This is a genomic window from Streptomyces avermitilis MA-4680 = NBRC 14893 (genome assembly GCF_000009765.2).
Taxonomy (GTDB): domain Bacteria; phylum Actinomycetota; class Actinomycetes; order Streptomycetales; family Streptomycetaceae; genus Streptomyces; species Streptomyces avermitilis.
Map to the genome: position 1 here is coordinate 4,542,555 of NC_003155.5, position 13,108 is coordinate 4,555,662.

The following is a 13,108-nucleotide window of genomic DNA, read 5'->3' on the forward strand; positions in this document are numbered from 1 at the left end:
AAACTCTAGCATCCCGATCCGGGTGCTTGGAAATCCGTTCCTGGCTGGTCAGCGAAGGGGGACCGATGCGGCGTCACGACGGGTCGGTCCCCGGCGGAACGGAGGCTCACTCGTTGGCCGCGCGCGGCCGTTCCCCGTCCTCGTACTGGTCGAAGAGCGGCGTACGCCCACGCTCCCGGGCCCGACGGGCGGAGGCCGCACGGCGGGCGTCGCTGCGCCCGTCGTCCGCGGCGTCCGCCTGTTCCTCCGCGCCGGGATCACCTGGCGCGGACCCCGCATCGGTGCCCGGACCCGGCTCGCGCTCCCGCGCCGCCGCCCCGGGCTCCACCGCACTGGACGACCGTGCCGAACTCCACGCGTCCGGCGCCCCGAGATCCACGCTCGGCGTGGCCCGCGGAGCGACCGGCGCGGTGACATACGTCGGCAGCGGCACCGGCACCGGGTCCCAGCTGTCGCCGTGGCCCGGCCGGCGCTGCCGCTCGCGCTGCTGGTCGACCCACTCCGCGTGGTCGGTCTGCTCGACGAGCGCCCGGCGGTCCGCCGCGAGCGCGGACAGACCGGGGTCGCTCTGCGGCTCTGGTCCGTCCTCCGGCTCGTCGCCGTCCGCCTCGACGGACGCCCGCCGACGCGGCTGCCGCTCCCGCAACCGCTGCGCCGCCAGCTCCGCCCGCCGCCGGTCCATCGTGTACGTGAACCGCTTGCGCTCCTGCGCCCGCAGATACGCGATGTACCCGCTCAGCAGCACCGCCGGCACCCCGGGCGCCCACAGGAACGCGAGGCCGCCGACCGCGGCGACGATCGCGCCGAGCGTGAAGGCGAGGAACAGCATCATGGTCGTACGCCGCCGGCGCGCCAGCACCTTCGAGCGCCGGGCCCGCGCGGCGGCCTCCGCCGAGGCCGCCCGCCGCGCGGCCGACGCGGACCTGGCCGTCTGTTGCGGCACGGCCTGGGAGGGCGGCACGGACGGCGACTGCGCTCCCGCGCCTGCCCCCGACCGGGCCTGCGCCTGTGCGTGGGCCTGTGCCTGTTCCTGTGCGTGCGCCTGTGCCTGTGCGTGCGCCTGGGGACTCGGGACCGACTTCGACGCCGGCCTGTGGCCGGACGCGGGAGCCGGTACGGAAGCTCCTGCCGACGGGGGCTCCGCCGGGGCCGCCGGATCGACCCGGGTCTGCACCCGCGGCCTGGTCGGCGGCATGGCGAAGGCCCGGACGTCCACCGAGTCGGTGACGGCGTCCGGGTCGGCGCTGGGCTCCCCCTCCTCGGCGGAGCGCGCCTGCAGGTCCTTGGCGTATCGGCGCTCCATGCCCGCCCGTCCGGACAGCAGCCGGATGGCGGTGCTGAAGCGTTCCGTCGGACGGGCCTCGTTCAGCTCGTCCTGCCTACGGAGCCACATCGGCACCAAGTAGGCGGCCCAGGCCCCGACGATGACTGCGTAGATGAGGCCGCTGCTGCTCACGCCTCACACGGTAGAGGGGTTTGCATGAGGCCATCTGCCAATTGCGCCGGTGTGTCGCACGATCTGGCTGATATTTCGAGCTTTTTTTGTGACCGATGCGATCAGCAGGCCGCCGGGACCGCGAATTCAATGACCCGAGACCGACTCAAGTCGATCGCCGAGCGATCATTTTCGAACATACATTTCATTTGCTGGCGTTGCCCGGCTTGCTGGGGTCCTGTCGGCGTGCCTGCTGCTCACGCGCCCTTCGCCACCGGGCGAGGAGCCCCTCCGGCACTTCCTCGGCGGTGAGCGCGAAGACGAGGTGGTCGCGCCAGGCGCCGTCGATGTGGAGATAACGCGGACGCAGCCCCTCCGAACGGAATCCGAGTTTCTCCACCACCCGGCGGCTGGGCCCGTTCTCCGGGCGAATGCAGACCTCGATGCGGTGCAGGCCCACGGTCCGGAAGCAGTGGTCGACCACGAGCCCGACGGCCGTCGGCATCACCCCGCGGCCCGCGACCGCTTCGTCCACCCAGTAGCCGACGTGCCCCGAGCACATCGAGCCCCAGGTGATCCCGGCGACCGTCAACTGCCCGACGAGCCGGCCCTGGTACTCGATGACGAAGGGCAGCATCCGGCCCGCGGCGGCCTCCGCGCGCAGATGGCGGACCATCTGGCGGTAGGTCGGCCGGTGCGCTATCGGGCCGCTGGGCGTGGGCGGCGGGATGGTCGCCTCCCACGGTCGCAGCCAGTCCCGGTTGCGCCGGTTGACCTCGCGCCAGGCCCGCTGGTCGCGCAGCTTTATCGGCCTCAGGACGAGATCGCCGTCCCGAAGCTCGACGGGCCACGATGGGCTGTTCAGCTCGCACCCCCACTGGGTCTGGGGTGGTCACCGCCGCGAATCTGGTCGACGGCGTGGACCAACAGGGGTTCCAGGACGGCCAGTCCGTCCTTCACTCCGCCGGTGGATCCCGGCAGGTTCACGATCAGCGTGCCTCCCGCCACTCCGGCCAGTCCCCGGGACAGCGCGGCGGTCGGCACCTTCTCCCGTCCGAACGCCCGGATGGCCTCAGGAATGCCCGGCACCTCGTGATCGAGCACCGCGCGCGTCGCCTCGGGCGTGCGGTCGGTGGGCGAGATCCCGGTGCCGCCGGTGGTCACGATGACGTCGTACCCGGCCGCGACGCCGCTGCGCAGCGTCTCCTCGACCGGATCGCCGTCCGGCACCACCCACGGCCCGTCGACCGCGAAGCCGAACGTCGCGAGCCCCTCCGCGATCAGGGGCCCGCCCTTGTCCTCGTACACCCCCGCCGCCGCACGGTTGGAGGCCGTGACGACCAGGGCGCTGTACGAGGCGGTCAGTGCACCGCCGATCGACGGCTCGGCGGGCCGCGTCATGACCTGCTCCAGTCGCCCGACTTGCCGCCCGTCTTCTCCTCCACGCGTACGTCCGTGATGACCGCCCCCTTGTCGACCGCCTTGACCATGTCGATCACGGTGAGCGCGGCGACGGAGACCGCGGTCAGGGCCTCCATCTCGACGCCCGTGCGATCCGTCGTCTTCACGGTGGCCAGGATCTCCACGGCGTCGTCCGCGACCGACAGATCAAGCTTGACACCCGACACCGACAACGGGTGGCACAGCGGGATGAGGTCCGGGGTGCGCTTGGCGCCCATGATCCCCGCGATGCGCGCGGTGGCGAGGGCGTCCCCCTTGGGGACTCCCTCGCCGCGCAGCAGTTCGACGACGCGCGGTGAGACGAGGACGCGGCCGCTGGCGCGGGCGGTGCGCGCGGTCACGTCCTTCCCGGACACGTCGACCATGCGGGCGGCGCCCGCCTCGTCGATGTGCGTCAGCCGGTCCTGCGCAGGGGGTCCGGGGGTCTCCCCCCGGGATGGAACAGTCATGTGGTGTGGCGCTCCCGGTCAGGGCCCGTCGCGGTGCGGCGCGTGGCCTGTTGTGCGCGACACGGTACCGCCAACCCGGGGTCCTCAGCCGAGCAGGACCACCTCGACCTCGGTGCCGGGCTCGACCGAGGTGTCGTCCTCGGGGACCACGATCAGCGCGTCCGCCTGCGCGAGGGCCGCGATCAGATGGGATCCGGCGCCGCCCACCGGGGTCACCTCGCCGTCCGCGTACGTCCCTCTCAGGAACTGCCGGCGGCCCGCGGGCGAGGTCAGCGCCTTGTCCGTACGGAGAACGGCCCTGGTGGTGGGCCGGTGCACGTCCTCCAGGCCCATCAGGGTGCGGATCGCGGGGCGGACGAACAGCTCGAAGGAGACATACGAGGAGACCGGGTTGCCCGGGAGCGCGAGCAGCGGGGTGTGGTCGGGCCCGACGGAGCCGAAGCCCTGGGGCTTTCCCGGCTGCATGGCGAGCGTGCGGAACTCGACGCCGCTGCCCGCCTCGTCCTCGTCGCCGACGGTGGAGAGAGCCTCCTTGACGACGTCGTACGCCCCTACGCTCACCCCGCCCGTCGTGACCATGAGGTCGGCGCGGACGAGCTGGTCCTCGATGGTGGAGCGGAGCGTCTCGGCGTCGTCGGCGACCGCTCCCACCCGGTAGGCGATGGCTCCGGCGTCCCGCGCGGCGGCGGTGAGGGCGAAGCTGTTGGAGTCGTAGATCTGGCCGCTGCCCAGTTTCTCGTCGGGCTGGACGAGTTCGCTGCCGGTGGACAGGACGACCACGCGCGGGCGCGGGCGCACACGCACGGTGCCGCGGCCGATGGCGGCGAGCAGGGCGATCTGCGGCGGGCCGAGGACCGTACCGGCGGCCAGGGCGCGGTCGCCGGCCCGGACGTCGCTGCCCAGCGCGCGCACGTGTGCGCGGGCCTCGGCCGGGCGGTGGACGGACACCTGACCCGAGGCGCCCTCGGGGGCCGCGCTGTGGGCGCGCATCCCGGAGACCGGGCCTTCGCCCAGCCCGCCGTCGGTCCACTCCACGGGGACGACGGCCTCGGCGCCGGGCGGCAGCGGGGCGCCGGTCATGATCCTGGCGGCCTGGCCGGGGCCCACGTGGAGCAGGTCGGCTTGGCCCGCCGCGACATCGCCCACGACCGTCAGGACGGCCGGGAACCCCTCGCTCGCGCCCGCGACATCGGCCACCCGCACCGCGTACCCGTCCATCGAGCTGTTGTCGAACGGCGGCAGGGAGACCGGCACCGTGACGTCCTCGACCAGGACGCAGCCCTGGGCGTCGAGGAGTTGCAGCTCGATGGGTTCGAGGGGACGGACGGTGGCGAGGATGTCCTCCAGGTGTTCGGTCACCGACCAGAGGTGGTCCTGGCCGGTGGCACGGGTCGCGGCGCTGCTCAAATCGCTACATCTCCTCGGCTACGTAACTGCGAAGCCAGGTCCGGAACTCCGGCCCCAGGTCTTCACGTTCGCATGCGAGTCTGACAATGGCACGCAGATAGTCGCCGCGGTCGCCGGTGTCATAGCGGCGGCCCTTGAAGACGACGCCGTGCACCGGGCCGCCGACCTTCTCGTCGGCGGCGAGCTGCTGGAGGGCGTCGGTGATCTGGATCTCGCCCCCGCGGCCCGGCTCGGTCTTGCGCAGTATGTCGAAGATGTGCGGGTCGAGGACGTAACGTCCGATGATCGCGTAGTTGCTGGGGGCATCCGCCGGGTCCGGCTTCTCGACCAGGTCCGTCACCTTGACCAGGTCGCCCTCGTCGGTGGCCTCCACGGCCGCGCAGCCGTAGAGGTGGATCTGCTCGGGCGCGACCTCCATGAGCGCGATGACGCTGCCGCCGCGCTGTTCCTGGACCTCGACCATGCGGGCCAGCAACGGGTCGCGGGGGTCGATCAGGTCGTCGCCGAGGAGCACGGCGAAGGGCTCGCGGCCGACGTGCGGTGCGGCACACAGGACGGCGTGGCCGAGGCCCTTCGGGTCGCCCTGGCGCACGTAGTGCATGGTCGCGAGGTCGCTGGACTCCTGGACCTTGGCGAGCCGGCTGGCGTCGCCCTTCTTCTGCAGAGCCGACTCGAGCTCGTAGTTGCGGTCGAAGTGGTCCTCGAGGGGGCGCTTGTTGCGGCCGGTGATCATCAGGACGTCGTCGAGACCCGCGGACACGGCCTCTTCCACCACATACTGGATCGCCGGCTTGTCGACGACCGGAAGCATCTCCTTGGGAGTGGCTTTGGTGGCCGGCAGGAAGCGTGTGCCGAGGCCCGCTGCGGGGATGACAGCCTTGGTGATCCTGGGATGCGACTCAGTCATGCCCGCCACCATATCCGGTGGCTATGTGCGGAATCTGTGGGTCCGATTAATTCACTCTCATATGAGCGCATTAGAAAGGATACGGGAGAAACCTGTGAGTCACCTGAGGCCCGGCTCTGATCCTGACAAGCGAATGTTGCGGCGAGAGTTCCTTGTGGTGAGAAGCCGGTTGACGGCGGATGACGTGCGGGAAACGGCGTCCGCTCTCGCGGCCCGGGCCCTGGAACTGCCGGAGCTGGCGCACGCGCGCACGGTGGCGGCGTACGTCTCCGTGGGGAGCGAGCCGGGCACCCTCGCGCTCCTGGACGCGCTGCACGCGCGCGGGGTGCGCGTGCTGCTGCCGGTCCTCCTGGCGGACAACGATCTCGACTGGGGTGCGTACGCCGGACAGGGCTCACTCGCCCGCGTCCGGCACGGCGGGAAGATGGCCCTCCTGGAGCCGGCGGGCACCCGGCTGGGCCCGTCTGCCGTGCTCGGCGCCGACGCCGTCCTGCTGCCCGGCCTCGCGGTGGACTCCCGGGGGATGCGCCTGGGCCGCGGCGGGGGCTCGTACGACCGGGTACTGGCCCGCCTGGAGCGCGCGGGCGTGGATCCGGCCCTGGTGGTGCTGCTGTACGACACGGAGGTCGTGGACCGCGTACCGGAGGAGCCGCACGACCGGCCGGTGCACGCGGCGGTGACGCCGTCGGGGGTGCGCCGCTTTCGGGCCGCGTCCTGAAGCGCATGGACGCGAAATGGCCCTCCACGCGTGCGTGGAGGGCCATTTCAGTGGCTCATGGCCGGTGCCTCACGGCTTCAGTACCAGCGAGTCGCTCGTGCTCCCGTCGACCGCCTTCTCGGAGAAGGCCCACGGCAGCAGCTCGCCCTTGGCCCACTTGTCCGTCTGGTCGGTGTAGTGGGCGCTGAAGGCGTGTCCCGAGGCGCCGGACAGGTTGATCCACTTGGACTTGTCGAGGTCCCCGAGGTTGACCACCATGCGCATGGACGGCACCCAGACGACGCCGTAGCCGCCCGCCGCGTTCCAGCCGGACGCGTTGACCGTCGCCTCGCCGCCGCTGAGCTTCCAGGGGCCGCGGTTGAGCACGTACTTCACGACGTCCGGACCTTCGGTGCCGAGGGTCTGGTTCTTCAGGAACAGGCGGTGCAGCCGGCCCCAGCTCCAGGTGTCCATGTTCTTGCCGAGCTTGGCGGTCAGCTCCCAGCGGGCGTCCTTCATCGCCCGTGCGAACAGCTCGTCACGCGTGTCGGTCGCCTCGTCGGTGCGCGACTTGGGCGACGTCCACCAGTCGTTGTTCTCGTCGTCCATGAGGGAGCGGACCACCTCGAACCAGCGGTCTCCGCCGTCCGGCTGTGCCTGGTCCGCGTCGCGCTGGCCGCACTCGCGCACCTTCTGGTCCTGGTCCGCGGGACCGGTGCTTTCGGCCGGATCGACGTACAGGCACTGGCCCTGGACCCGCAGCTCCTTGGGCAGCTTGTTGCCGAAGGCGAGCTTGAGGACGTTGCGCCACACCGCGTTGAAGTACGCGGCCGCCGCCGAGTCGGCGTCCTGGGTGTAGTCCCAGCCCTCGAGGAGCTTCTGCGCCTCACGCACATGCTTGTCGGCGACATCGAGCTTGAGCAGCTTGGGCACCAGGAGCTTGGCGATCTCGCTGCTGTTGTCGAGCTGCATCTGGCGCATGTCGTCGGTCGAGATCTTGCCGCCGCCCTTGATCTTCGACTCGATGAGATCGGCGATCCGCTGGCTGCGGGAGCCGTAGCCCCAGTCCGTGGTGAGCGTGTAGGGGTACTTGTCCTTGTCGACGACGGCCTGGTTGGCGGTGACGATGTAGCCGCGGTCCGGGTTGTACTCGTAGGGCAGCTCGTCCTGCTCGATGTAGCCGGTCCACTGGTACTTGGAGTCCCAGCCGGGCACCGGGAGCGAGCCGTCGTCACCCTTCGCGCGCGTGGGGATCTTGCCGGGCAGCTGGTAGCCGATGTTGTCCTTGTCGGCGTAGACCAGGTTCTGCGAGGGCACGTCGAAGGACGCGGCCGCCTTGCGGAACTCCGACCAGTTCGCCGCCTTGTCCAGCTCGAAAACGGCGTCCATGGAGTTGCCCGGCGCCAGGGCGGTCCACTTCAGCGCGATGCCGTAGCCGTCGCCGCGGTCGGGCGCCGCCGTGTCGACGGTGGCCTTCTTGCCGACCTTGACGAGTTCGTCGTTGCGGTCGGACAGCAGGGGTCCGTTGTTGGTCTCGCGGACGACGATCGTCTTGCTCCTGCCGCCCGCGACCTTGATGGTCTCGTCGTGGGACGTGAACGGCAGCACCTTGTCGTCGTACAGGTAGCCGTCGCCGCTGAGCTTCTCCAGGTAGAGGTCGGTGACGTCGACCCCGGAGTTGGTCATGCCCCAGGCGATGGCCTGGTTGTGGCCGATGACCACGCCGGGCATGCCCGCGAAGGTGTAGCCGGAGACGTCGTACTGGCACTTGCTGGAGACGCTGCGGCAGTGCAGGCCCATCTGGTACCAGACCGACGGCAGCGAGGCCGACAGGTGCGGGTCGTTGGCCAGCAGCGGCTTGCCGGTGATGGTGTGGTCGCCGGAGACGACCCAGGAGTTGGAGCCGATGCCGTTGCCGTTCACGCCGACGGCGGTGGGGACGTCGTCCAGGAGCTTGTAGAGGCCCGTCAGCTGGCTCTCCAGGGCCGAGGGGTCCGAGGCCGACGTGGAAGTCCCCGAGGCCGAGGTCGAGCCCGTGGTCCCCGAGGTCCCCGAGGTCCCCGAGGTCCCGGTCGACGTCCCCCCGGTCGTGGACTGCGTGCCCGTGGAGCCACCCTGCTCGAACGCCTTGGTGAGCTCGTTGTACTGGCCCTCCTGGACGATCGTCTTGTTACGGCTGTACGGGTAGTCCGGGTACAGGTCAGCGATCTGCTTGGGGCCCAGGCGGCTGGTCATCAGGGAGCGGTCGATCTCTTCCTGCATGTTGCCGCGCAGGTCCCAGGCCATCGCCTTGAGCCAGGAGACCGAGTCGACCGGGGTCCACTTCTGGGGCTGGTAGTCGTTGGTGAAACCAAGGGCGGCGTACTCCAGGGAGATGTCCTTGCCGTCCTTGCCCTCGAGGTAGGCATTGACTCCCTTGGCGTACGCCCGGAGGTACTTCTTCGTGGCGGCCGACAGCTTGGTGTCGTACTCCTTCTTCGCCACCCGGTCCCAGCCCAGGGTGCGCAGGAACTCGTCCTTCTTGACCTGCCCCTTGCCGAACATCTCCGACAGGCGCCCCGAGGTCATGTGGCGGCGCACGTCCATCTCGTAGAACCGGTCCTGCGCCTGGACGTAGCCCTGCGCCATGAACAGGTCCGCGTCGGACGAGGCGTAGATCTGCGGGATGCCGTAGCCGTCGCGCTTCACGTCGACCGGCCCGGCCAGGCCGTCGAGGGTGATCGAGCCCTTGGTCTGCGGGAACGAGGCGCGGACCGTACTGATGCTCCAGTACGCACCGAAGCCGATGCCTCCGATGATGGCCAGAACCAGGACGATCACGAGCAAACGGGCTTTGCGCCCCTTCTTCCTGCCGGACTTGCCGGGCTGCTCACCGGAAGAGGCGGTGGTGTTGGGGGGCATCGCTGTCCTTGCTGTCCTAACGCGAGCGGCAGGCGGGGCTGTGCATTTGACTGAGCGCTGGAGCAACCATAGGCGCAGGGCCAACCGCGCCTTGACGCGGAGTCGGTAACCGAGGCGGACGGGAGTTCGATCTTGCCTCTTCGAGTGTCAAGAAAGCGTCAAGAGTTAGGTAAGGTAACGAAGTACTTGCCGTGAAGTGACCGGTAGAACCGGCCTCACGTGCTCGGATCGCATTCACATGCTCGGATCGAAGCGTTCACATCGCAGCGCTCGATTGGCGAGAAGGGAACAGCCGCTGACTGTCCACCACCTCAACCAGCTCCTGCTCGTCTGCTCGCTCGTCCTGCTCATCGCGGTGGCGGCGGTTCGGATCTCGTCACGCAGCGGGCTCCCCAGCCTGCTCGTCTACCTGGGCATCGGCATCGCCATGGGCCAGGACGGGGTCGGCGACATCCACTTCAACAACGCCGAGCTGACCCAGGTCATCGGGTACGCGGCCCTGGTCGTGATCCTGACCGAGGGCGGTCTCGGCACGAAGTGGAAGGAGATCAGACCGGCGCTCCCGGCCGCCTCCTCCATGGCGTTGGCCGGCGTCGCCGTGAGCGTCGGTGTCACGGCCGCGGGCGCGCACTGGCTGATCGGTCTGGAGTGGCGGCAGGCGCTCATCATCGGGGCGGTGGTGTCCTCGACGGACGCGGCGGCGGTCTTCTCGGTCCTGCGGAAAATCCCCCTCCCCGCGCGCGTGACGGGTGTCCTGGAGGCCGAGTCCGGCTTCAACGACGCTCCGGTGGTCATCCTCGTCGTCGCCTTCTCCACGGCCGGGCCGGTCGAGCACTGGTACGCGCTGCTCGGCGAGATAGCCCTGGAGCTGGCCATCGGCGCGGCCATCGGCATCGCGGTGGGCTGGCTCGGCTCCTGGGGCCTGCGGCACGTGGCGCTGCCCGCCTCCGGCCTCTACCCCATCGCCGTGATGGCCATCGCGGTCACCGCGTACGCGGCCGGAGCGCTCGCACACGGCAGCGGCTTCCTCGCCGTGTATCTGGCCTCCATGGTGCTCGGCAACGCCAAGCTGCCCCACTGGCCCGCCACGCGCGGCTTCGCCGACGGACTCGGCTGGATCGCCCAGATCGGCATGTTCGTCCTGCTCGGTCTGCTGGTCACCCCGCACGACCTGGGGGACGACATCTGGCCCGCGCTCCTCATCGGCCTGGTGCTGACCATGGTCGCGCGGCCGCTGAGCGTCGTGATCAGCCTGGCGCCGTTCCGGGTGCCATGGCAGGAGCAGGTCCTGATGTCCTGGGCCGGGCTGCGCGGCGCCGTGCCCATCATCCTGGCGACGATCCCCATGGTGAACGGTGTCGAGGACAGCCGCCGCATCTTCAACATCGTCTTCGTCCTGGTCATCGCGTACACCCTCGTCCAGGGGCCGACGCTGCCCTGGCTGGCCCGGAAGCTGCACCTGGACACGTCGGCCGGCCAGGCCGCCGACCTGGGCATCGAGTCGGCACCCCTGGAGCGGCTGCGCGGCCATCTGCTGTCCGTCGCGATCCCCGAGGGGTCGAAGATGCACGGCGTCGAGACCAACGAACTGAGGCTGCCCGCGGGGGCCGCGGTCACCCTCGTCGTCCGGGAGGGGAAGTCGTTCGTTCCGCTGCCGACGACGGTGCTGCGCCGCGGCGACGAACTCCTGGTCGTGACCACCGACCCCGTCCGGGACGCGGCGGAGGCACGGCTGCGGGCCGTGGGCCAGGGCGGCAAGCTGGCCGGATGGCTGGGCACCGGGGCACCGGACGACCGGCCGGGGCGTTGAGCGCGCGCTGGGCTTGAGCGGCCGCCCGCCTGTCGGGCAGGCCGTTACGGGCACGTTTCGCACGGTTCACACCTCCGGTAATCGGAGGCTACGGCCCCCATGGTGCCCGTTTTCACAGGTGTACCGGCAGCCGACCCCTGTACGATGAAGGCAGACCTAGATCGAACCAACTCTGCCTGACGCAGAGCTGGCGCGACCGTATGGCGGCCGGGACACCCTCGCAGTGGGCGCCGGTATCTACCGCAGTTCCGCGCAAGAGGACAGCTCTCGGCGCCCCCGCACGGGCGCGCTACCAGGCGGCAGAAAGGCACGGGCCGTGGCATCCACGGTCACCTCCGGGACGTCGAAGACCTCGCCGCCCCCGGACTCCTCCCGCCCGGGATACGGCCGGCTGCTGCGCACCCGCGGCGCCTGGACGTTCCTGCTCCCCGGCTTCGCCGCACGCCAGCCGTTCGCGATGCTGACCATCTCCATCGTGCTCCTCGTCCAGCACACCACCGGCTCGTACGGGGCCGCCGGCGCCGTGGCGGCCGCCACCGGCGTCTCCATGGCCCTGTTCGCCCCCTACAGCGGCCGTCTCGCCGACCGCCACGGGCAGCGCGCGATCCTGCTCCCCGGTGTCCTGGTGCACACCCTGGCGGGCCTCTCCCTGACGGCGCTGGCGCTGACCGGCGCCCCCTTGTGGGCACTGTTCGCCGCCGCCGTCCCGACCGGCGCCTCGGTGCCGCAGGTCGGGCCCATGGTGCGTGCCCGGTGGGGCGTGAAGCTCCAGGACTCGCCCCTGATGACCACCGCGGCCGCCTTCGAGTCCGTCACCGACGAGCTGACCTTCGTCCTCGGCCCGCTGCTGGCCACCGCCCTGTGCACCGCCGTGAACCCGGCCGCGGGCCTGCTCACCGAGGCCACCCTGACCCTCGTCGGCGGTCTGCTGTTCGCGGCGCAGAAGAGCACCCAGCCCGCTGTCGCCCCCGACCGGCACGCGCGCGTGGAGCACGCCTCCGCCCTGCGCGTCCCCGGAGTGCGCGTTCTGATCGTGACGTTCCTGGGCATCGGCTCGGTCTTCGGCGGCATGCAGGTGTCGCTCGCCGCGTTCTCCGAGTCGATCGGCGAGCCAGGCCTGAACGGCGTCCTGTACGGGACCTTCGCGGCCGGCAACATGCTCTCCGGCATCGTCTGCGGCGCCATCGCCTGGAAGATCGCCCCGCAGCGCCGCCTGGTCATCGGGTACGCGGCCCTCGCCCTGGCCGCCTCCGGCCTGTGGACCGCCCACTCCGTGGTCGTACTCGCCGGAATCGGCCTCCTCGTGGGCATGTGCATCGCGCCCGCCCTGATCACCGGCTACACGCTGGTCGAGGACCTGGTCCCGGCGACCGCGCGCACCGAGGCCTTCACCTGGCTGACCGGCGCGGTCGCGCTCGGCCAGGCGGCGGCCGTCACGGTCGCCGGCCAGCTGGAGGACCGGCTGTGGGACGGCGCCGGATTCCTGGTCCCGATGGCCGGTACGGTGCTGGCGCTCGCGACCCTCGTGTGCTTGCGTTCACGGCTCGCGCACCGGCCCGCGGGCCGCACGGTCGCACGTGGCGTCGGTCACCGAGTGCCGGTGACGGTGGACTGATCGCGGGGAATACGTCACTATGGACCGTCGTTAGCACTCACTGAGTGAGAGTGCCAGGAGGAAGACAAGTGCCGACCTACCAGTACCAGTGCACCGCGTGCGGCGAGGGCCTCGAGGCGGTGCAGAAGTTCACTGACGATGCCCTGACCGAGTGCCCCAGCTGCGCCGGCCGCCTGAAGAAGGTGTTCTCCGCGGTCGGCATCGTCTTCAAGGGCTCCGGTTTCTACCGCAACGACAGCCGCGGCTCGTCCTCGAGCAGCAGCCCGGCCTCGTCCGCGAAGTCGTCGGGTTCTTCGTCGTCGTCCGACTCGAAGGCGTCGTCGGACTCGAAGTCGTCGAGCTCTACGTCCTCGTCGGACTCGAAGGCGTCGTCGACGGGATCCTCGTCGGCGGGCAGCACCGCCGCCTAAGGCTTTTCTCCCGAGA

General features: G+C 70.6%; 11 protein-coding genes. 4 read left to right on the forward strand and 7 right to left on the reverse strand.

Features of this window, described 5'->3' with window-relative positions:
- Positions 1–106: 106 nt before the first annotated feature.
- The 6 genes from sepX to galU all read right to left on the reverse strand — a co-directional run bounded on the left by sepX (position 107) and on the right by galU (position 5,659).
- Positions 107–1,456, reverse strand: coding sequence for a divisome protein SepX/GlpR (gene sepX, locus SAVERM_RS18940; RefSeq protein WP_010985099.1), 1,350 nt, complete (start codon positions 1,454–1,456; stop codon positions 107–109).
- Between the two features lie 184 nt (positions 1,457–1,640).
- Positions 1,641–2,300, reverse strand: a complete 660-nt coding sequence (locus SAVERM_RS18945) for a GNAT family N-acetyltransferase (protein ID WP_037644793.1) — start codon at positions 2,298–2,300, stop codon at positions 1,641–1,643.
- Complete coding sequence (locus SAVERM_RS18950; protein WP_010985101.1) at positions 2,297–2,836, reverse strand: MogA/MoaB family molybdenum cofactor biosynthesis protein; 540 nt, start codon at positions 2,834–2,836, stop codon at positions 2,297–2,299. Before SAVERM_RS18950 ends, SAVERM_RS18945 begins: the two co-directional genes overlap by 4 nt.
- On the reverse strand, positions 2,833–3,345 hold the full coding sequence (moaC, locus tag SAVERM_RS18955; protein WP_010985102.1) for a cyclic pyranopterin monophosphate synthase MoaC: 513 nt from the start codon (positions 3,343–3,345) through the stop codon (positions 2,833–2,835). The genes SAVERM_RS18950 and moaC overlap by 4 nt, the downstream gene beginning before the upstream one ends.
- Positions 3,346–3,429: 84 nt before the next feature.
- On the reverse strand, positions 3,430–4,752 hold the full coding sequence (gene glp / locus SAVERM_RS18960) for a molybdotransferase-like divisome protein Glp (protein ID WP_037644791.1): 1,323 nt from the start codon (positions 4,750–4,752) through the stop codon (positions 3,430–3,432).
- Between the two features lie 4 nt (positions 4,753–4,756).
- The gene (gene galU, locus SAVERM_RS18965; RefSeq protein WP_010985104.1) at positions 4,757–5,659 is read right to left on the reverse strand and encodes a UTP--glucose-1-phosphate uridylyltransferase GalU; all 903 of its coding nucleotides are present in this window, start codon (positions 5,657–5,659) and stop codon (positions 4,757–4,759) included.
- 133 nt (positions 5,660–5,792) lie between these two features.
- Here galU and SAVERM_RS18970 point away from each other — a divergent pair, with 133 nt between their 5' ends.
- Complete coding sequence (locus SAVERM_RS18970; RefSeq protein WP_042493270.1) at positions 5,793–6,377, forward strand: 5-formyltetrahydrofolate cyclo-ligase; 585 nt, start codon at positions 5,793–5,795, stop codon at positions 6,375–6,377.
- A gap of 69 nt (positions 6,378–6,446) precedes the next feature.
- Here the strand turns inward: SAVERM_RS18970 and SAVERM_RS18975 are convergent, their stop codons facing one another.
- Positions 6,447–9,257, reverse strand: a complete 2,811-nt coding sequence (locus SAVERM_RS18975) for a penicillin acylase family protein (protein WP_010985106.1) — start codon at positions 9,255–9,257, stop codon at positions 6,447–6,449.
- Between the two features lie 238 nt (positions 9,258–9,495).
- On the opposite strand from SAVERM_RS18975, the gene SAVERM_RS18980 reads away from it, so the two are divergent.
- The 3 genes from SAVERM_RS18980 to SAVERM_RS40195 all read left to right on the forward strand — a co-directional run bounded on the left by SAVERM_RS18980 (position 9,496) and on the right by SAVERM_RS40195 (position 13,092).
- On the forward strand, positions 9,496–11,067 hold the full coding sequence (locus tag SAVERM_RS18980; RefSeq protein ID WP_010985107.1) for a potassium/proton antiporter: 1,572 nt from the start codon (positions 9,496–9,498) through the stop codon (positions 11,065–11,067).
- Positions 11,068–11,383: 316 nt separating this feature from the next.
- Positions 11,384–12,682 (forward strand): MFS transporter, encoded by a 1,299-nt coding sequence (locus SAVERM_RS18985; RefSeq protein ID WP_010985108.1) that lies wholly within the window; start codon positions 11,384–11,386, stop codon positions 12,680–12,682.
- Between the two features lie 68 nt (positions 12,683–12,750).
- Positions 12,751–13,092: an FmdB family zinc ribbon protein gene (locus SAVERM_RS40195; protein WP_010985109.1), complete on the forward strand. Its 342-nt coding sequence runs from the start codon at positions 12,751–12,753 to the stop codon at positions 13,090–13,092.
- Positions 13,093–13,108 lie beyond the last annotated feature (16 nt).

Excerpts from the sequence above, each read along its gene's own strand:
- moaC (WP_010985102.1), bottom strand. The coding sequence starts at position 3,345 with ATGACTGTTCCATCCCGGGGGGAGACCCCCGGACCCCCTGCGCAGGAC.
- SAVERM_RS18975 (WP_010985106.1), bottom strand. The coding sequence starts at position 9,257 with ATGCCCCCCAACACCACCGCCTCTTCCGGTGAGCAGCCCGGCAAGTCC.
- SAVERM_RS18950 (WP_010985101.1), bottom strand. The coding sequence starts at position 2,836 with ATGACGCGGCCCGCCGAGCCGTCGATCGGCGGTGCACTGACCGCCTCG.
- SAVERM_RS18980 (WP_010985107.1), top strand. The coding sequence starts at position 9,496 with ATGCTCGGATCGAAGCGTTCACATCGCAGCGCTCGATTGGCGAGAAGG.
- SAVERM_RS18970 (WP_042493270.1), top strand. The coding sequence starts at position 5,793 with ATGTTGCGGCGAGAGTTCCTTGTGGTGAGAAGCCGGTTGACGGCGGAT.
- galU (WP_010985104.1), bottom strand. The coding sequence starts at position 5,659 with ATGACTGAGTCGCATCCCAGGATCACCAAGGCTGTCATCCCCGCAGCG.